We start from the raw sequence: 18,296 nt of genomic DNA, 5'->3' as shown, positions 1-18,296 counted from the left end.
TCTTCCTGACCCGTACGGCGGCCTGCTTCTGAACCTGTGACAGATCCGGCAGGCCTGTTGTTGTTGCACCGGCTTGCGCCGGGGCTATCGCCCAGATCAGGGAGGTCAGGACATGGCAGCGCGGTCTTTCCGGCAAGGAAACGGTCACATCACACCACCCCATCGCCGGGGCACCCCTAGACCCGTTTCCCGCCCCGAAAGGCCGGTGGTCACAACACGATTGGACCAGATTCGCATCTGGCCCCAAAGGTTCCGACCATTTTCCGCACGCGAGGTGCAGACAGCACAACCATTTGAACCGCAAACAGAAATAGACGGCGTATACAGACGCTGGGCAGCATTGCGTATCCGTCGAATTCGGTCTGCGATTCCGTCATGTCCCCCAAGACGAGGTGAATCGCAGGGTGACGCTAGCAAGGGCGCCGGAAGGGGTGCAACCGAACTTCACGCTTGACAGGAAGATGGCAAAACCGAATCCGGGGCCCCTTGCAAATGGGCAACGCTGGACCGCGAAAATGCAGAACCGGGCGGTTCAGATTGGGGAGGAATCGAAAAGGGCGCATCCCGGTGGGATGCGCCCTTTTCGATTGGATCGGGATCGCGTGGATCAGGCGGCCGGGGTCGCGAGAGCCTTCACGCGGGCAGCGAGCCGCGACATCTTGCGCGACACGGTGTTGGCGTGGAGGATGCCCTTGGTGACGCCACGGTCAAGCTCCGGCTGGGCGGCGCGCAGGGCGGCGAGGGCGGCTTCGGCATTGCCCGAGGCGATGGCCTCTTCGACCTTGCGGACGAAGGTGCGGATGCGCGAGCGGCGGGCCTTGTTGATCGCGAAGCGCGATTCGGACTGGCGTGCGCGCTTTTTGGACTGGGCGGTATTTGCCATGGGCTTTCGGTTCCTGTGGGTCTTGCGTTTCAGATCGGTTGCGCAAAAGACCCAAGGCCCGTCCAACCGGACGGAATCGATTCTTGCCTAAGCGGGCCCACGCGCATGTGGGCCGGGGCTATAGGGCAAGTGGGGGCGAAAGGAAAGCCGGAAAAACGGGGGTCAGCGGTCGCGGAACTGCGCGGTGCGCTTTTCGAGGAAGGCGGACATGCCTTCCTTCTGATCCTCGGAGGCGAAGACGGCATTGAACATGCGGCGTTCGAAGCGGATGCCTTCGGCGAGGGTGGTTTCCAGCGCGCGGTTGACCGATTCCTTCACGATCATCGCGGTGAGGGCCGATTTCTCGGCGATCTTGCCTGCGGCCTTCATCGCCTCGGCCACGAGATCCTTGGCAGGGACGATCCGGCTGACCAGCCCTGCGCGCTCCGCCTCGGCCGCGTCCATGAAGCGGCCGGTGAGGTTCATGTCCATCGCCTTGGCCTTGCCCACGGCGCGGGTGAGGCGCTGGGTGCCACCCATGCCCGCGACGATGCCGAGGTTGATTTCGGGCTGGCCGAATTTGGCGGTATCGGCGGCGATGATGAAGTCGCACATCATGGCAAGCTCGCAGCCGCCACCAAGGCAATAGCCGGAGACGGCGGCGATGAGCGGTTTGCGGCAGCGGGCGATGGCATCGGCCTCGGCGGCGAAGAGATCGTCGAAATAGACGTCGGTGAAGGTCTTTTCGGCCATTTCCTTGACGTCGGCACCAGCGGCGAAGGCCTTTTCGGACCCGGTGAGGACGATGCAGCGGACCTTGTCGTTGCGGTCGGCGGCGGTGATGGCCTGCGCCAATTCCTGCATGAGCCGCGCGTTGAGGGCATTGAGCGCCTCGGGGCGGTTCAGGCGGATGAGGGCGGTGTAGTCCTCGATCTCGACGATCAGGGTATCGTAGGCCATCGGTGGCTCCGGCTTCTTTTGGCTGCGGTGACTCCTAGCAGCAACGGGGCCTTTATCAAGGGCGGTTACGGAACGTTACCTCTGGCAGGCGGGGCAGAAGAAGGAGGAGCGGCCCGATTGCACGATGCGGCGGATGGTGGCGGTGCAGCCGGGGGTGGCGCAGGGTTCGCCTTCGCGGCCATAGACCTGAAAGCTGTGCTGGAAGTAGCCGAGTTCGCCATCGGCCTGACGATAGTCGCGGAGGGAGGAGCCACCTGCGGTGATTGCCTCGGCCAGCACGTCACGGATGAGGGGGACGAGGGCGGCGGCACGGGATTCGCTGATGCGGCCTGCCTTGCGGGCGGGGTGGATGCGGGCGCGGTAGAGGGTTTCGCAAACGTAGATGTTGCCCAAGCCTGCGACGATGTGCTGGTCGAGCAGGGCGGATTTGATGGGGGTGTTGCGATCCTTCAGGCGGGCGGCGAGGTAGGGGCCGGAGAAGGCATTGCCCAGCGGTTCGGGGCCGAGTTGGGCGAGCAGGGGGTGGGTTTCGGCGGTGGCGGTGGACATCAGGTCCATCGCGCCGAAGCGGCGGGCATCGTTGAAGGTGATGCGGGTGCCATCTTCCATGTCGAGGATGACGTGATCGTGCTTGGCGGGGGCGGGGTGGTGGTGGTGCCATTCGCCGAGGGTTTCGCGAATTACCCGCTCCCCCTCTTCCGCGAGCGGGGGAGGGGAGATCAGCATCCGTCCTGACATGCCGAGATGGATGAGAAGCGTTTCATCCGTGGAGAGATCGGCGAGGATGTATTTCGAGCGGCGGCGGAGTGTCAGGACGCGCGCGCCGGTAAGCCGTTCTGCCATGCGGGGCGGGAAGGGCCAGCGCAGGTCTGGGCGGTTGACCTGCGCGCCTGTGATAAGGCGGCCTTCCATCGCGGGAAGGAGGCCACGGCGGACGGTTTCAACCTCGGGCAGTTCGGGCATGGGGCGACTCTGGGCGGCATGAGGGCGCATTGCAGCGCCAAGGATCGGCCCTATAAGGAGTTTCAGGCAGAGGAACGGCAAGACCAGATGAGCGAAGATCGCGAGAACACCACCCATTTCGGCTTTCAGACCGTGCCGGAGGCCGAGAAGGCCGGGATGGTGCATGGCGTCTTTACCCGCGTGGCGAGCCGCTATGACATCATGAACGACCTGATGTCGGGCGGGGTTCACCGTCTTTGGAAGGATGCGATGATGGACTGGCTGGCCCCGCGCGCCGGTCAGCGCCTGCTGGATGTGGCGGGGGGGACGGGGGATATCGCCTTCCGGTTCCTGAAGCGGGCGCCTTCGGCTTCGGCCGTGGTCCTCGACATGACGGAGTCCATGCTGAGCGCGGGGCGGCAGCGGGCCGATGCGGAGCGGCAGGCGGAGCGGTTGGATTGGGTGGTGGGGGATGCGATGGCCCTGCCCTTTCCGGCGAATTCCTTTGATGTCTATACGATCAGCTTTGGCATCCGGAACGTGACGCGGGTGCAGGATGCGTTGAATGAGGCCTATCGCGTGCTGAAACCCGGCGGGCGGTTGATGGTGCTGGAGTTCAGCCATATCCCGAACGACCTGATGCAGAAGGTCTACGACGCCTATTCCTTCAACGTGATCCCGGTGATGGGGCAGATCGTGGCGAAGGATCGGGACAGCTATCAGTATCTGGTCGAATCGATCCGCAAGTTCCCGGATCAGGAGACATTTGCGGGCATGATCCGCAAGGCGGGGTTCGGGCAGGTGAAGTATCGCAACCTGAGCCTTGGCATCGCGGCGCTGCATTCGGGTTGGAAGATCTAGGATGCGCGGACCGCACAACATCTGGCGCCTGATCCGGACGGGCGCGACGCTGGAGCGCACGGGGGCCATGGCCGTGGTGCTGGAGGCGTTCCGGGCGCCTGCATCCATCCGCGTGGCCGCGCGCTTGCTGGGCTGGCCGTTCAAGTGGCTGGGGCTGAAGGGTGATCCGGCGCTGCCGCCTGCGACGCGGGCGCTGACGGCGCTGGGTCCGGCCTATATCAAGTTCGGGCAGATCCTTTCCACGCGGCCCGATATCGTGGGCGAGGAACTGTCGCAGCAGTTGAAATACCTGCAGGACCAGTTGCCGCCCTTCCCGCGCGATGTGGCTATGAAGATGATCGAGACGGAGCTTGAGGTTCCGGTCGATCAGGTGTTTTCGGAGTTTTCCGAGCCTGTCGCCGCGGCCTCGATCGCGCAGGTGCATCGGGCGCGGCTGGCGGATACCGGCGAGGAGGTCGCGGTCAAGGTGCTGCGCCCCGGGATCGAGCGGGCGTTTCGCAAGGATATCGACGCCTTCTACCTGATCGCGCGCACGATCGAGATCGTGGCACCGCAGACGCGGCGGCTGCGGCCCATGGATGTGATCGCCCATTTCGAGGGCGTGGTGATGGGCGAATTGGACCTGCGGCTGGAATCCTCTGCCGCGGCGGAATTCGCGGCGAATACGGAGAAGGATGAAGGGTTCCGCGTGCCGCGTCCGGTGTGGTTCCTGTCGGGCAAGACGGTGATGACACTGGGCTGGGCGGAAGGCATCGGCATGAACGACAACGCCGCCATCGACGCGGCGGGGCTGGACCGGAAGGTTCTGGCGGCGCGGGTTCTGTCGCTGTTCCTGAACCATGCGCTGCGGGACGGGTTCTTTCACGCCGACATGCATCAGGGGAATCTGAAGGTGGGGGCGGATGGGGCGATCATCGCCTATGATTTCGGGATCATGGGGCGGATCGACGAATATACCCGCCGCGTCTATGCCGAAATCCTGATGGGGTTCATCCGCAAGGATTACCGCCGCGTGGCGGAAGTGCATTTCGAGGCGGGTTATGTGCCTGCGGACCGTGATATCGACGAATTCGCCCGCGCGCTGCGGGCGGTGGGTGAGCCGATCTTCGGGATGGATGCGAGCCGGATTTCGATGGCGCGGCTGCTGGCCTATCTGTTCGAGGTGACGGAGCGGTTCGGGATGCAGACGCGGACCGAGTTGATCCTGTTGCAGCGGACGATGGTGGTCGTCGAAGGCGTGGCGCGGTCGCTGGACCCGCATATCAACATCTGGCAGGTCGCGAAGCCGGTGGTGGAAAGCTATGTCGCGCGGAATGTGGGGCCTGCGGCCCTGCTGCGGGATCTGGCGATGACGGCGCGGGTGCTGTCGCGCTTTGGGCCCAAGCTGCCGCGCATGGTGGAGGCGGCGCTGATCGCGCAGGCGGACCCACCAAAGCCTTTGGCCCCGCCACGGCGGCGGTCGCGGTGGTATCTGATCCCGCTGGGCGCTGTGGTCTTTGCGGCGGGTGTGGGTCTGGGCACGCTGTTCTAGGGCATTTCCAGTTCGAGTTTGAGCGCGGCGGCATAGTCGGCATCGCCGCGTGCCGCCTTCCATGCGCAATGGGCCATGATGCGCCAGCGATAGAGGGGCAGGAGCGCGCGGGTGCGCTCTGCCGTGGCACGGTCGGGATAGGCGTGCAGAAGCGCCTCGGCCCAGCCTTGGGCGGGTTTTTCGCCGGTATAGAGCCATATCATGGCGGGAGAAAGCAGGGTGGCTAGGTCTTCGGCCGGGTCGCCCATGCCGGGGCATTGCCAATCGATCAGGATCGGGCCTGCGGGGGTGGAAAGGATGTTCCCCGGCACGACATCGGCATGGACGGGGCGCGGCGAGACGGGGGGAAGGCCTAGGTCCGCGGGCGGGGGTGGCAGACCAGCTGGGGCGAAGCTGCGGGCGTGGGCGAGAAGGGCCGCGCTGCCATTCGGCAGACTGCGGAAGGCGGCCTCCTCGGGCAGGGACTGGACATGCAACCGGTGGAGGAGGCGCGCGATGTCAGTAGGGGTTGCGGGCCTGTGATGGCGGGGGATGTGGTCACAGATGAGCCAACCGTTGCCATGAGCGAGCAGGCGCGGGGCGAGGCCCTGCGGCGCGAAGAGGCGCAGCGCCGCCACCTCGGCCTGCGGATCATTGGGGAAGAGCGGGGAGGCACCGGCCGGATCATGGCATTTCACGACGACCGAGCCGATCTGCCAGACAAGGTTGGTGCGGCCCCCGGCAAGCGACTGGGCATCCCGCAGCGGAAGGCCCGGCGCAAGCTGCGACAGCGCCTTGTAGAGGCAGGGGTCGTTCGGGGAAAGGGGGCGTTCCGTCATCGCGGCGCAGACTAGCGTCGCGCAGGGCCGCCACAAGGGGTGTGCGGGTAAGGGCAGACCATCAGTCGCGCAAGGCCGTGACCTCGCTCGCGCTGATCTCCACCCCGCCGCGCAGGAGGAGGAGGATGTCGTTACCGCTTCGGCGGGCCTCTTGGATGGGGGCGTAGCTTTCCACGGGGCTGGTGCGGATGACCTCGGGTCCGATGCGGCTTTCGAGACTGAGGCTGTAGCGACCGGGGGGGAGGAGGTCGCCCGCGGCATTGCCGCCAAGCCAGAGATATTGGCCGCTGCCCATCGGAACATCCTCGCGCGAGATGAGTGTGCCGGTGGAATCGCGCACCACGAGGACGAGGTTGTCGGCCATCGGGGCCGGATTGGGGATGACGGGAATCGCGCCGCCGTCGAACCAGACATCCGCAGTGCTGCGCGCCTCTTTCCCGACCCAGGCTGAGAGTTGCGCCATGCCCAGAAGCGCGAATTGCCCGTTCAGGCGAGAGAGGTGATCGTTGGTCTGAACCTGCTGCTCGACCCCCGAGAAGGTAGCAAGCTGGACCGCGAAATCGGTGGAATCCATCGGATTGAGTGGATCCTGATTCTGCAGTTGCGTCGTCAGCATCTTGAGGAAGGTGGTGAAGTCTGACGTGATGTTTGCGGCATTTTGCGCTTTGTTAGAGCCGTTCTGAAGGGGTTGGGCAAGGGTGGTCTGGACGTCCATGAGGTGGTCTCCTTCTAGAGCCGGAGGTTGAGGGATGTGCCGGGGATGGCAGGCGGCGTGGCGACGCGGGACGGTTCGGACAGGAGGACCTCCTCTTGCCGTGGGGGGGTGGATGCCGGGGTGTGCGTGTCGTTCCGGCCCTGGCCGTTCGCCTGCCCCTCCTGTCCGGCAAAGCTGAGGCTTGCGTTGTGAAACCCGAATTGGCGGAGGTCGGACAGCAGCAGGTCGGCCTGCCTGCGCAGTAGGTCGAGCGTTGCGGGCTGATCGACGGTCAGGTGGAGATAGAGCCCCTGTTCGGTTTCCTGCACGACGAATCGCAGGGTTCCCAATTCCTCAGGCGAAAGGGTCAGGGTGACGGACCCGCCGGACGGCGTGGAGGCAAGGCGCTGCACCTCGTCTAGGATGGCGGTCTGGATCGGGTGGCGCGGGGCGTCGGAGGATGCGCCGTGGGACAGGGTCAGCGCCCCGTCGCCATCTGGGGGCAGGGAGGGCAGGACGTGAAACGATTGCTCCGGAATCGGAACGGCGTGGGGCGTAGCCTCTGACAGCGACGCGTGGGGCGGGAGCGGCGGGGAGATGCTGCCATTCGTCCCAATCGCGGGTCGGATCAGGATGGTTTCAGGGCCACTGAGGCCCTTCATTTGATCTATTTCGGCAGTATCAGAGACGATTTTCCCTGCTGGAACGGGTTCGGTTACACCCGCGCCGCCCAAAGGCGTGGATGGATGGGAATCGATGCCACGCGCAGGCTGCCCGGCCCAATGTTGCGCAGATAGGTGCGGCAGGACAGCCTCTGGTGCCGATGCGGCATGCCCTTGCTGTTCTGTCTGCATGAATGGAAGCGGGGGCTGCAGACGACTTTGGGGATGCAAGTCAGACAGGGCGACGGAAGGTGTCGATGCAAGTTGGGCGGAATGACCTTCTGGTAGAGAAGATTTCATTATTCGAGCAAGGTTAGTTACGTTTTCTACAGTGCCAAGCCGGTTCCGGGATGACATGGTTGCTTCTGTTTCGGGCGGAGTTGCCTTGTCGATGGCAGGTCGCGTGCGATGATCGTCGAGAGCACGACCTTCCGGGAAAAGCGTGGTGGGGCCATCCCCGGGCTGGAAATCCGGAGTCGGCGCGATCTGCGCCCTTTGTGGGGCGAACTCGGTTAGTGCAGGACGCCCATCTTGGATGGTGGGCAATTTGGGTGGGGTTTGGGGCCTGTCTTCGTCGACCGGCCCAGTGGGGGAAACCGCTGCCGCAGGGGCAAGCGGGGTGTGAATGCCACCCTTTGCCTGCAAGGAACCGCGGGAATCGCCGTAGTTTACCGGATTTTCCGCCAGTGCGACTGTTCTGGACCGGGTAGCGGCCATTTCTGTGCCGCCTGAGGACGCGGCAGGCAAGGAGTTGGCATGCGGGACCGGGACGGGAGCGGTTTCGGATGACTGTACTGCCTGCATCGTTGGTTCGCCGCGGCCCGACGCATGGACATGGGACGGAATGAGAGGACGAGGTCCATCAGGGGAAACCATAGGGGCAGGCACGGGAGACGACGGCACATCAATGGCGGCGTCGCTGATCGTGGGAGTCTCTGGCAAGAGGGCAACCTGGCCATCATCCGACGGTGCTGTGGCGAACCAGAAACCGAGGAATTCCCCATTTTCCGCATAATTAGAGCCGTTTTCTGAGATCGACCAATCTGGTGACACCGCATTCTCGATCGCTACCCGCTGGGTTTTCGATATGGGGAATGAGACCTGCATCTGACCTTTTGCCTTCTGCCACAGAAGTCCATCTTGGCCTGCGATGAGTTACCGATCCTTTACCCCGATGGCCGAAAGATGCGGAAAATCATCCGGATCAGCAGAAGGGAGCCCTTGATGGAGATTTCAGCACCGTTGCCCACCAGTCCCGCCGGGCAAAAGGCCACGCTATGGGCGAAGGCTGAGGAGGTGGAGGCCGCGTTCTTGGCGGAAATGCTGGCCATGGCGGGGTTGGAGGGCCGGTCGGGCACATTCGGAGGGGGAATCGGGGAAGAGCAGTTCTCCTCCTTCCTGCGTGAGGCGCAGGCGCGGGCGATGGTGCAGGCCGGTGGAATCGGCTTGGCCGAGCGGATCTTCGAGGCACTTGTGAAGGGGGATGCGTGATGGAGGCAACCACGGGAGCGGAGCGGTTGATAACGGTTCTGCGGGACCTGAAGCAGGCGATCCGGATGGCTGACTTTGCGAGAATGCAGACGATTTGCGCAGAATTAGAGAATATTTTGGCGATTGATCAGGAGATTTTTCAGGACAAGGCAGCAGAGGTGCGGCGCTTGGTGGAGGAGACAGAGACCTGTCTGGCGGCGGCGGCGGATGGGCTCCGTTCCGGGCGGCGCAGGCTGCACGAGATTGCGGCCGCCCGCCGAGGCGAAACCTATGACCAGCAGGGCCAGAGGCACGGTCTGCCGTCGAGGGGCAATCTCGGGCCATCGCCACTTGGCCGCCTGTGAGTTGATTCAAATTCCCCGGATTTTCGGGAGCCACGTCAGGGAAGGCTTAACCGACGCCGGGCGAAATGGGTGGGCATCCCAAACGGGGTGGCGCGAGGGGACGGGCCCTTCGCATCGGACAGAAGCCGATGGGCAAACCGCGCCAAAGGCGCCTTCAGAAGGAAATCACCATGTCGTCCATCCTGACGAACAATGGCGCGATGGTCGCGCTGCAGACGATGAAGAACATCAACGCCAGCCTCGGGCGGACCCAGTCGGAAATCTCGACGGGCAAGACGGTGGCGAATGCCAAAGACAACGCGGCTGTCTGGGCCATTTCCAAGACGATGGAGGCGGATGTCGAGGGGTTCAAGGGCATCTCGGACAGCCTTTCGCTTGGCACCTCGACCATCGCGGTGGCGCGTCAGGCCTCGGAGACGGTGACGGACCTGCTGAAGCAGATGAAGTCGAAGATCGTTTCGGCACAGTCGCAGAACATCGACCGTGCTAAGCTGCAGACCGATGTGGCAGCCCTGAGGGAACAGATCGGCTCGGTGGTCAAGGCGGCACAGTTCAACGGCCTGAACCTGATCGACGGTTCCACCGCCAGCATGGAGGTGCTGTCGTCGCTGGACCGTTCGACGAGTGGGGTGGCGGCCTCGACCATCACGGTGAACGGGCAGAACCTGTCGACCGGTGGCTATACCGCCAATGACGTCTTCTCCGGATCGACGGGTGGGACGATCTCGAATGCGGCTGATACCTTCGTGCTTTCGCTGGATGCGGCGGGTGGCAGCGACGACATCACCATCGGCGATGGCGCGAATGCCTGGGCTGCGGGGGATTCGATCAGTTTGCGGATCGGTGACCGCGTGGCCTCCTACACCGTGAAGGCGTCGGATGTGGCCAGTGCGAACAACTCCGTTCCCGACCTGATCGCCGTGGGCCTGAAGGATGCCATCGATAAGTTGGGCATCTCGGACCTGACAGTGGAATATGACAGCACAAATGCCGGACAGCTGGTCTTCACGAATAATACCACACGGGACCTGAGCGTCAGCGGTCAGTATCAGAATGCGGGTTCGGGCGGGCTGGGCGCGATCCAGTCGATCAACGTGCAGACCAACCCGACGGCTGCGCTGGCAACCGTCGAATCGCTGCTTTCGACGGCGATCGATGCCTCGTCGGCCTTCGGTTCGGCGCAGGGGCGGATCGAGACGCAGGCCAAGTTCGTGAGCCAGCTTTCCGATGCCCTGACTTCCGGCATCGGGACGCTTGTCGATGCCGATATGGAGGAAACTTCGGCGCGGTTGCAGGCGCTTCAGGTGCAGCAGCAGCTTGCCACGCAGGCACTCTCCATCGCGAACCAGCAGCCGCAGAACCTCTTGGCGCTCTTCCGGTAAGCCGGGTGGATCTTGGCGGGAGGGGCGGTCTGGTCCGCCCCTCCGGCACCCAGTAACCGCCGGAGGACAGGATGAACGCCGCGAGTCTCGCGAGAACGGCCTATTTGCGACCGGAAGCGGGTGTGGCCAACCCGCGCGCATTGGAATACGAACTTCTGGCACGCGCGACTGCCGCGATGACGGCGGAGTCTGCCAAGGGGGCGATGAACTTTCCGGCATTGGCAGAGGCGCTGGACAGGAACCTGCGCCTCTGGTCACGCCTTGCCGCGGATGTCGCGGGCGAGGGGAACGGGCTTCCGCCGGAATTGCGGGCGCGGCTCTTCTTCCTCTACGAGTTCACCGCCCAGCACAGCCGCGCCGTGTTGAACGGGCAAGCCAGCGCGGAGCCCCTGATTGCCATAAACACCGCCGTCATGCGCGGGTTGCGGGGGGAGACGGGCCGATGAGCGGACTTGTCCTGAAACTCGGTCCACATGAGAGGGTACTTATCAACGGGGCGGTGATCGAGAACGGTGACAAACGCAGCCGCCTGTCTGTCATGACACCGAATGCCCATATCCTGCGCCTGAAGGATGCGATCCATCCGGGCGAAGCGACAACGCCGGTGCGACGCGTCTGCTATATGGCACAACTCGTTCTTTCGGGTGATGTGGCGCCCGAGGAGATGCGGCTGCCGGTCCTGCGCGCGATCGAGCAGTTGAGTCAGGTCCTGACGGATCCGGACAGCCGGACGCAATTGGCCCTTGCATCCAAATTCATCATGGGTGCGGATTTCTATCCCGCCCTTAAGGCCCTGCGCAGCCTGCTGCCCCGGGAGGAGCGGCTGCTGGCCGCTGGCCGGGGGTGAGCCTTGCGGTTTCGGTGCCACTGGGCGGGGTGGCGGGGTGGGAATTCCTGAAGCGGACGGAGGCGCGGCAAAGCAGCGCCTTCGGGATGCAGCGGGCGATCCAGCGGGACGAGGCCTATTTCCGCGAGAGGATCGGCGGAGTTCGGACGGCAGAGGCGCTTGTCTCCGATCGCCGACTCCTGAGGATCAGCCTAGAAGCCTTCGGACTCGAGGCGGATGTGAACGCGAGGGCTTTCATCCGCAAGGTGCTGGAGAGCAGGACGCTCTCCACCGACTCCTTCGCGGGCAAACTGGTGGACCCGCGATACCGGGAACTTTCGCAGGCCTTCGGCTTTGGTGACTTTTCGGTACCACGGACTGTCATTTCGAGTTTTGCCGACGGGATGATGGCACGCTGGAAGGAAAGGCGGTTCGAGGCGGCGGTCGGGTCGGTGAACAACGACTTTCGGCTTGCGATGAACACGCGCCGGGAACTGGCTGGTCTTGCCGGATCCAACGCTGGCGAGAACACGAAATGGTTGCGCATTCTTGGGAATGCGCCGCTGTGGCAGGTGGTGCGGCAGGGGATGAACCTTCCCGCGAGCTTCGGCAGCCTGGACATCGACCAGCAACTTTCGGGGTTGAAGGCACGCGCGACATCCATCTTCGGAGATGCGAGCGTGTCGCAGTTCCGCGATGGGGCCAAGGTGGAGAGGCTGGTGCAGCGCTTCCTTGTCACGGCCTCGACATCGGAGGTTGGCGCGACGACCTCACCAGCGCTGACGATCCTGCAGCAATCGCGTCTGCTGCGCCGGGTATGACAAGAAGTTGGGGCGTCAACTTCGCAGGATTTGTGCCAGACGCATAAAGGCGTGTCCGGGCACATCGGTCGGCGCGATTTCGGCCAGAAAGGCATCCAGTGCCGGGAAGAGACGGATGGCACAATCCGTGAGCTGATCGTTTCCTGGAACATAGAGGCCGGACTGCACCATCAGCTCGGCCTTGTGCCATGCTGAAAGCAGGCGGCGTGCCTCGGAAAGAAGAGTGTTTTCGTCGGGCGTGGCGCAATCAGGAAGGCTGCGCGACAGGGAACGCAACAGATCGATGGCCGGGAAACGGCCGCGCTCTGCGATGGCGCGGTCAAGCACGACATGACCATCGAGAACACCGCGCAGGATATCGGCGACGGGTTCCTCCATGTCAGAGCCGGGAACCAGAACGGTGAAAACAGAGGTGATGTCCCCTGTCCCTTCCACACCGGGACCCGCACGCTCGGCCAGCGACATGATCGCATGGGAGAGGGACGGCGGCCAGCCGCCGAGCGCGACAGGTTCGCCCCCGGCGGCGGCAACCTCGCGATGCGCCTCGGCAAAGCGGGTGATGCTGTCGCAGAGGAAGAGGACCTGCGCGCCCTGATCGCGGAAATGTTCCGCCACGGCCATGGCAGCAAGGGGGCAGCGACGGCGCAGCAGGGGCGACTGATCGGAGGTCGCGGCGACGATCACGCTGCGGCCAAGGCCCTGCGGCCCAAGGACATCTTCGGCGAAGGCGCGTACCTCGCGCCCCCGTTCCCCGACGAGCGAGATGACCACCACATCGGCAGCGACATGGCGCGCGAAGTTGCCCAGCAGGGTGGATTTTCCGACGCCGGACCCGGCGAAGAGGCCAAGGCGCTGACCCCGCACGATGGGAAGCAGGCTGTCAAAGACCGCAAGCCCCGTGGCGAGCCTTGGGCCCAACCTGCGCCGCAGGGCGGCAGGCGGCGGCGCGGCGCGAAGCGGCCTGGGCACCGGTCCCGCAATCAGCGGGCGGCCATCGAGAGGCCTGCCGTCGGGATCGACGATCCGACCGACCCAGCCATCCTGCGGCGCAAGGCTGGGCGGGCCAAACAGCACCGCCGCATCGCCGATCGCCAGCCCCTCTGCAGGGCCGTCGGGCAGGACGGTCAGACCGTCGGGCCGGATGGCCACCACCTCGCCGCCGAATCGGCCAAAGGCGAGACGGTCGCCAAGACCCGCCACATCGGACAGCCCCGAAAGGGTGATCGTCGACGGGCCGACCGCCGCGACGCGACCCATGCGCCGGGTGTTCCGCAGGCCTGACAGGCCAGCGAGCAGATTGTCGAACATCGCAATACCCCTTTTCCATCCGCCTTCAACGGTTCCTTAGCGAATCGGGCTTAAGCCTTGATGAAACCAATCGAGGGAGAAGCCCGAGATGTTCGAAAGACTGGAAATCACCCGAATGGCGCAGGGGCTTGCGGCCCATGCGGGCGCGCGTCTTGGATTGATCGCACGGAACATCGCCCATGCCGACACGCCGGGTTACCGGGCGACCGACCTGCCGCCCTTCGCAAGGGTCTATGCCGAAGGGCCGCGCAAGGCTCCCTTGCGCCCCGAACGCGTGGCCGGTGCGGCCGACCCTAACGGAAACAGCGTCAGTCTGGATGACCAGATGCGTCGGATGGTCGAGGCGCGGCAAAGCCATGAGATGGCGCTTGCGATCTATCGCAGCACCTCTTCCGTGGTCCGGCTGGCGCTGGGCAGGGGAGGGCAGGGATGACGCAACTCCTTTCCGCGCTGAAGGCCGCTGCGACGGGTATGGACGCGCAATCCATTCGGTTGCGGCTGCTTTCCGAGAACATCGCCAATGCCGATACGCCGGGCTTCCAGCGCAAGGTCGCGACCTTTCGGCTGAATGAGGCAGGTGTTCTGCCCGGCCCCGTCCGACTGGATGATCGCGCCGGGGAACGGGTCTATGATCCAGGGCATCCCCTTGCCGATGCGACGGGCCATTACGAGGGATCGAATGTCGATCTGGTCGTGGAACTGGCCGACGCCCGCGAGGCGCAGCGCAGCTATGAGGCCAACCTCCGCATCTTCGACCAGGCCCGCCAGATGGCGCAGAGCCTGTTCGACCTGATCCGCCGCTGAAGGACACTGTGATGAGCATCCTTTCCGCCCTTGCCCCCGACCTTTACGCACGCGACCGGATGGTCGTGCGGCCCGAAGCCGCCGACCCCGATCTGGCGACAACAGCCGCAACCTTTGCAGCGGAATTCGCACAGACATTGAACCGCAACGAGGCCACGGCGCGCGCCGCGCTGCGCGGCGAGGCCGAACTGCATTCGCTGATCGAGGCGCTGACCTCCACCCAGAACGCTGTGGAGACGGTTGCCGCCGTACGCGACCGGGTGGTCGAGGCCTATCAGGAGATACTGAGGATGCCGGTATGAACGACATGATGATCCAGGACATGATGCGCCAGGCCCTGTGGATCGCGGTGCAGATCTCTGCCCCGCTGCTGATCATCGCGCTGATGGCGGGGCTGGCAATCGGGCTTTTACAGGCATTGACCAGCGTGCAGGAGGCGACACTGACCTTCGTGCCGAAAGTGGGGGCGATGCTCGTGGTCTTTTGGGCGACGATGGGGTTCATGACAACGCGCCTGATCGATTTCTTCCAGCGCGCGGTCATTCCCGCGCTGGTCGGGGGCTGAGCCATGGAAGCCACGGGGTATGTGACCCTGACCAGGCAATCGGGTCTGATGCGCGAGATGCAGGTCGTCGCGAACAACATCGCCAATGGCGGGACGACAGGATTTCGCCGCGAAGGCGTGGTCTTTTCGGAATTCGTCCGACGTGCGGGGGATGCGCCCTCGCTCTCGATGGCCCTTGGCGGGACGCGACGGGTGGACCTTTCGGAAGGTGCCCTGAACCGGACGGGCGGGACATTCGATTTCGCCATCCGCGGCGAGGGGTTCTTCCTTATCGCAACGCCCGAGGGCGACCGGCTTACGCGGGGCGGGGCCTTTTCGCCCGGACCGGACGGATCGCTGCAGACGCCAGACGGGCACAGGCTTCTGGATGCAGGCGGGGCGGCGGTGGTGCTGCCCGGCGGGGCGGGAAAGATCGCGCTTGGCGCGGATGGGACGATTTCGGCGGATGGTCAGGCCTTTGCCCGTATCGGGCTGTGGCTGCCCGAGGATCCGCTGACTCTGCGCCATGCCGGGGGCACGATGTTCATGGCCGAAGGCGTGGTTCCGGCAGAGGGTGGAACCCTCGTGCAGGGCGCGCTTGAGGAGAGCAACGTGGACCCGGTGGCGGAGGTCGCCCGGATGATCGAGGTGCAGCGGTCCTATGAGCTTGGCCAGGGTTTCCTCGAACGCGAGGATGAGCGGATGCGCGGCATGATCCGGATGATGGGGGGCTGAGATGAAGGCGCTGCAGATCGCTGCCACAGGGATGGCGGCACAGCAGATGCGGGTGGATGTGGTGTCAAACAACCTCGCCAACATGTCGACCACTGGCTATAACGCGCGGCGGGCCGACTTTGCCGATCTGCATTACGAACAGGCGGCTCGGCCGGGCACGATCACCGCCGAAGACGGGACGATGCTGCCCACAGGGGTGCAGCTTGGCATGGGCGTGCGCCCCTCGGCGGTCAGCGTGGTTCTGGCGCAGGGGTCGCTGTCGGCGACGCGAGGCGATCTGGATGTCGCCATCGAAGGGCGGGGATATCTGGAGGTTACGCTGCCCTCGGGGCAGGCGGGCTTTACCCGCGACGGTGCGCTGCGGCGCAGTGCGGACGGCCTGGTCGTGACGTCGGACGGGCATCCGGTTGCGCCCGGCATCACCATCCCGCCCGAGACGCGCAGCCTTTCGATCAATGCCGCGGGTGAGGTCTGGGCCTATTTCGCGGATCAGACGGAACCGCAGCAGCTTGGCCAGATCACCCTTGCCGGATTCACGAATGAAAAGGGTCTGGAGGCGATCGGGTCGAACCTGTTCCTGGAAACCGTCGCCTCGGGCCCGGCCAATGTGGGAACGCCGGGCGTGGATGGGTTGGGCACGCTGCGGCAGGGCTTTCTTGAGGAGAGTTCCGTCGATGCCGTGCGCGAGGTGACCGATCTGATAAAGGCGCAGCGTGGCTATGAGTTGAATGCCAAGGTCCTGACGGCAGCCGATCAGATGCTGGCCGCAACGACTCAGGTGCGGTGATGTGGAAGGCGGCGGTGCTGGCGGTGTTGGTCTGGCTTCCATCTTGGTCGGTCGCGGAATCGCTGGTCGCGCTGCGGGCGATCCCGGCGCAGACCGTGCTGTCGGAGGCGGATTTCACCACTGTCGATGCAGTGATCCCCGGTGCGGTCACGCTGTCATCCGAGGCGGTGGGGCAGCAGGTGCGGCGGGCGATATATCCCGGCAGGCCGATCCTTGCCCGTGATCTTGCCCCGCCAGTGCTGATCGGGCGGAATGCGCTGGTGCGGATGCGCTATCTGCGCGATGGCCTTGAGATAGCCTCGGAAGGGCGGGCGCTGGACAAGGGCGCGTTGGGCCAGGTGATCCGGGTCATGAGCCTTGGGTCCAGAACCGTGGTTTCGGGGCGGGTTCAGGCCGATGGCAGCATCGCGGTGGGGGATGACAGATGCGCTGGCTGCTGATCCTGCCCGCCCTTGCGGCCTGCGGGCGGCTGGAAGAGGTGGGCCGTGCACCCGGTTTCTCGGCACTTGAAGGGTCTACGCAGCATCACGCGATGTATTCCGCCCCCTTGCCGGAGAGCAGCGATCCGGACGGCCCCGGAGCGCCCTCCTCGCTGTGGAGTTCGTCGCGGGCCTCGTTGTTCGGGGATCGCCGGGCAGGTCAACGCGGCGACATCCTGACCGTGGTGATCGAGATCGACGACAGCGCGGAGATCGACAATTCGACCGGGCGAAGCCGCTCTTCCGACGAGTCGATGGAGATCCCCTCGCTGCTTGGTCTGCCACAGCGGATCGACCGAAGGCTTCCGGAAGGGGCCAGCATGGCAGAGGCGGCAGAGATCGGATCATCCTCCAGCTATCGCGGCGAAGGATCGGTCTCGCGCAATGAGAGGCTGACGCTGCGGCTGGCGGCGACGGTGGTGGAGGAATTGCCGAATGGGGTCTTGCGGATTGAGGGGCAGCAGGAGGTGCGGGTGAATTTCGAACTGCGCGAACTTATCCTGACGGGCTATGTGCGCCCGGTCGACATCTCTCGCCAGAACGAGATCACCTATGACAAGATCGCGGGGGCGCGGATTTCCTATGGCGGGCGCGGGCAGATCACCGACGTGCAGCAGCCGCGCTATGGCCAGCAAATCACCGATATCCTTTTGCCGTTCTGACCATGAAAAAACTGATCCTTCCCCTGATCCTTGGACTTGCCGGCGGTGCCGGCGGAGCCGCGGCCGGGTTCATGCTGCGACCTGCCCCAGCTTCGGATGCGGAACCAGCCGCCATCCCGGAGGAAGACGTCGAACCGCCGGAATATGCCGAGTTGACCAACCAGTTCATCGTTCCGGTTCTGGAGGATGGCGAGGTGGCGAGCCTCGTCGTGCTATCCCTGAGCCTTGAGGTTGGGGCGGGATCGACCACACTCGTCCATCAGCAGGAGCCGAAGCTGCGCGATGTCTTCCTGCAGGTCCTGTTCAGCCATGCGAATTCGGGCGGTTTCCGCGGATCCTTTACCGATTCCGCGAACCTTGTTCCGCTGCGCGCGGCGCTGCTCGAGGCGGCGCGATCCGTGATGGGGGAAGAGGTGCGCGATGTCCTGATCGGCGATATCGTGCGTCAGGACGGCTGATCCTGCCAGTTTTTCAGAAGGGCCCGCAGCGTTTCATGCCGGGCGAGGGCGCGCGCGGCCACAGCCCTTTGTTCAGCGAGGGCGGCCTCTTGTCGTTGCTGGGTATGGCGCAGGAGGGTGCGGCGATGCTCAGCCCAGATGTCATGCCGCAGGGCGGCGGCATGCAGAGCGGGATCGCTGCCTTCGACCGGCGGGCGCTCCAGCGCCGCCTGCGCTGCCCGGGTGGCGGCTATGGATGCCCCAAGGGATGCGACCCGCGACAGGTGCAGGTCGCGCTGCATCGCAGCGATGGAAACCAACTGCGCCATTCGGGCATCCGGCTTTG

25 protein-coding genes are annotated in these 18,296 nt (G+C 64.6%); 17 read left to right on the top strand and 8 right to left on the bottom strand.

Translation table 11 applies throughout. From position 1 onward, the window contains the following. Nucleotides 1-607: 607 nt before the first annotated feature. The 3 genes from rpsT to mutM form a co-directional block, all read right to left on the bottom strand. Complete coding sequence (gene rpsT / locus TabM4_RS19900) at nt 608-883, bottom strand: 30S ribosomal protein S20 (RefSeq protein WP_434616603.1); 276 nt, start codon at nt 881-883, stop codon at nt 608-610. A 162-nt stretch (nt 884-1,045) separates the two neighbouring features. Beyond that, nucleotides 1,046-1,822 (bottom strand): enoyl-CoA hydratase, encoded by a 777-nt coding sequence (locus TabM4_RS19895; protein WP_434616600.1) that lies wholly within the window; start codon nt 1,820-1,822, stop codon nt 1,046-1,048. 75 nt (nt 1,823-1,897) lie between these two features. Beyond that, entirely contained in the window at nt 1,898-2,785 is an 888-nt protein-coding gene (mutM, locus tag TabM4_RS19890; protein WP_434616597.1) for a bifunctional DNA-formamidopyrimidine glycosylase/DNA-(apurinic or apyrimidinic site) lyase, read from the bottom strand. A gap of 87 nt (nt 2,786-2,872) precedes the next feature. On the opposite strand from mutM, the gene ubiE reads away from it, so the two are divergent. Both ubiE and ubiB read left to right on the top strand, forming a co-directional pair. Beyond that, on the top strand, nt 2,873-3,625 hold the full coding sequence (gene ubiE, locus TabM4_RS19885) for a bifunctional demethylmenaquinone methyltransferase/2-methoxy-6-polyprenyl-1,4-benzoquinol methylase UbiE (protein WP_434616594.1): 753 nt from the start codon (nt 2,873-2,875) through the stop codon (nt 3,623-3,625). A 1-nt stretch (nt 3,626) separates the two neighbouring features. Beyond that, nucleotides 3,627-5,156, top strand: coding sequence for a 2-polyprenylphenol 6-hydroxylase (gene ubiB, locus TabM4_RS19880; protein WP_434616591.1), 1,530 nt, complete (start codon nt 3,627-3,629; stop codon nt 5,154-5,156). Here the strand turns inward: ubiB and TabM4_RS19875 are convergent. From TabM4_RS19875 to TabM4_RS19865, 3 genes are all read right to left on the bottom strand, one after another. Further along, entirely contained in the window at nt 5,153-5,974 is an 822-nt protein-coding gene (locus TabM4_RS19875; RefSeq protein WP_434616588.1) for a phosphotransferase, read from the bottom strand. The two genes, ubiB and TabM4_RS19875, sit on opposite strands and share 4 nt — an antisense overlap. Before the next feature lie 61 nt (nt 5,975-6,035). After that, nucleotides 6,036-6,689, bottom strand: coding sequence for a flagellar hook capping FlgD N-terminal domain-containing protein (locus tag TabM4_RS19870; RefSeq protein WP_434616585.1), 654 nt, complete (start codon nt 6,687-6,689; stop codon nt 6,036-6,038). Between the two features lie 14 nt (nt 6,690-6,703). Further along, complete coding sequence (locus TabM4_RS19865; RefSeq protein WP_434616582.1) at nt 6,704-7,330, bottom strand: flagellar hook-length control protein FliK; 627 nt, start codon at nt 7,328-7,330, stop codon at nt 6,704-6,706. Between the two features lie 1,224 nt (nt 7,331-8,554). Between TabM4_RS19865 and TabM4_RS19860 the strand changes: the two genes are divergently transcribed. The 6 genes from TabM4_RS19860 to TabM4_RS19835 all read left to right on the top strand — a co-directional run bounded on the left by TabM4_RS19860 (nt 8,555) and on the right by TabM4_RS19835 (nt 12,194). Then, a complete protein-coding gene (locus TabM4_RS19860; RefSeq protein ID WP_434616579.1) occupies nt 8,555-8,821 on the top strand; it encodes a rod-binding protein in 267 nt (88 codons plus the stop codon). Next, complete coding sequence (locus TabM4_RS19855; RefSeq protein ID WP_434616576.1) at nt 8,821-9,165, top strand: hypothetical protein; 345 nt, start codon at nt 8,821-8,823, stop codon at nt 9,163-9,165. Before TabM4_RS19860 ends, TabM4_RS19855 begins: the two co-directional genes overlap by 1 nt. Before the next feature lie 170 nt (nt 9,166-9,335). After that, nucleotides 9,336-10,547 (top strand): flagellin, encoded by a 1,212-nt coding sequence (locus TabM4_RS19850; protein ID WP_434616573.1) that lies wholly within the window; start codon nt 9,336-9,338, stop codon nt 10,545-10,547. A gap of 71 nt (nt 10,548-10,618) precedes the next feature. Then, nucleotides 10,619-10,993: a flagellar biosynthesis regulator FlaF gene (gene flaF, locus TabM4_RS19845; RefSeq protein ID WP_434616570.1), complete on the top strand. Its 375-nt coding sequence runs from the start codon at nt 10,619-10,621 to the stop codon at nt 10,991-10,993. Beyond that, nucleotides 10,990-11,394 carry a flagellar biosynthesis repressor FlbT gene (gene flbT, locus TabM4_RS19840; protein WP_434616567.1) on the top strand — a complete coding sequence of 135 codons (405 nt, stop codon included), beginning with the start codon at nt 10,990-10,992 and terminating at the stop codon, nt 11,392-11,394. The genes flaF and flbT overlap by 4 nt, the downstream gene beginning before the upstream one ends. Continuing rightward, complete coding sequence (locus tag TabM4_RS19835; protein WP_434616564.1) at nt 11,391-12,194, top strand: DUF1217 domain-containing protein; 804 nt, start codon at nt 11,391-11,393, stop codon at nt 12,192-12,194. Before flbT ends, TabM4_RS19835 begins: the two co-directional genes overlap by 4 nt. Nucleotides 12,195-12,209: 15 nt before the next feature. Here TabM4_RS19835 and TabM4_RS19830 read toward each other — a convergent pair whose 3' ends face one another. After that, nucleotides 12,210-13,502: a FliI/YscN family ATPase gene (locus tag TabM4_RS19830; RefSeq protein ID WP_434616561.1), complete on the bottom strand. Its 1,293-nt coding sequence runs from the start codon at nt 13,500-13,502 to the stop codon at nt 12,210-12,212. Between the two features lie 88 nt (nt 13,503-13,590). On the opposite strand from TabM4_RS19830, the gene flgB reads away from it, so the two are divergent. From flgB to TabM4_RS19785, 9 genes are read left to right on the top strand one after another with little or no spacing between them, the layout of a single operon-like run. Continuing rightward, nucleotides 13,591-13,935, top strand: coding sequence for a FlgB family protein (gene flgB, locus TabM4_RS19825; protein ID WP_434616558.1), 345 nt, complete (start codon nt 13,591-13,593; stop codon nt 13,933-13,935). Then, nucleotides 13,932-14,306: a flagellar basal body rod protein FlgC gene (flgC, locus tag TabM4_RS19820; RefSeq protein WP_434616555.1), complete on the top strand. Its 375-nt coding sequence runs from the start codon at nt 13,932-13,934 to the stop codon at nt 14,304-14,306. The genes flgB and flgC overlap by 4 nt, the downstream gene beginning before the upstream one ends. Nucleotides 14,307-14,317: 11 nt before the next feature. After that, nucleotides 14,318-14,608, top strand: coding sequence for a flagellar hook-basal body complex protein FliE (locus tag TabM4_RS19815; RefSeq protein WP_434616552.1), 291 nt, complete (start codon nt 14,318-14,320; stop codon nt 14,606-14,608). Beyond that, nucleotides 14,605-14,871, top strand: a complete 267-nt coding sequence (locus TabM4_RS19810) for a flagellar biosynthetic protein FliQ (protein ID WP_434616549.1) — start codon at nt 14,605-14,607, stop codon at nt 14,869-14,871. Before TabM4_RS19815 ends, TabM4_RS19810 begins: the two co-directional genes overlap by 4 nt. A gap of 3 nt (nt 14,872-14,874) precedes the next feature. Further along, nucleotides 14,875-15,585, top strand: coding sequence for a flagellar hook-basal body complex protein (locus TabM4_RS19805; protein ID WP_434616546.1), 711 nt, complete (start codon nt 14,875-14,877; stop codon nt 15,583-15,585). A gap of 1 nt (nt 15,586) precedes the next feature. Then, complete coding sequence (gene flgG, locus TabM4_RS19800; protein ID WP_434616543.1) at nt 15,587-16,372, top strand: flagellar basal-body rod protein FlgG; 786 nt, start codon at nt 15,587-15,589, stop codon at nt 16,370-16,372. After that, entirely contained in the window at nt 16,372-16,812 is a 441-nt protein-coding gene (flgA, locus tag TabM4_RS19795; RefSeq protein WP_434616540.1) for a flagellar basal body P-ring formation chaperone FlgA, read from the top strand. The genes flgG and flgA overlap by 1 nt, the downstream gene beginning before the upstream one ends. Then, on the top strand, nt 16,797-17,513 hold the full coding sequence (gene flgH, locus TabM4_RS19790) for a flagellar basal body L-ring protein FlgH (protein ID WP_434616537.1): 717 nt from the start codon (nt 16,797-16,799) through the stop codon (nt 17,511-17,513). Before flgA ends, flgH begins: the two co-directional genes overlap by 16 nt. 2 nt (nt 17,514-17,515) lie before the next feature. Beyond that, nucleotides 17,516-17,971, top strand: a complete 456-nt coding sequence (locus TabM4_RS19785) for a flagellar basal body-associated FliL family protein (protein WP_434616534.1) — start codon at nt 17,516-17,518, stop codon at nt 17,969-17,971. On the opposite strand, the gene TabM4_RS19780 is transcribed toward TabM4_RS19785, so the two are convergent. Next, nucleotides 17,959-18,279, bottom strand: a complete 321-nt coding sequence (locus TabM4_RS19780; protein ID WP_434616531.1) for a hypothetical protein — start codon at nt 18,277-18,279, stop codon at nt 17,959-17,961. The two genes, TabM4_RS19785 and TabM4_RS19780, sit on opposite strands and share 13 nt — an antisense overlap. Between the last annotated feature and the right edge of the window lie 17 nt (nt 18,280-18,296).

The organism is Tabrizicola sp. M-4 (assembly GCF_051132405.1).
Lineage (GTDB): Bacteria > Pseudomonadota > Alphaproteobacteria > Rhodobacterales > Rhodobacteraceae > Paragemmobacter.
The sequence above is the reverse complement of the archived record's forward strand: the minus strand, read 5'-3'. Positions and strand labels throughout refer to the sequence as shown.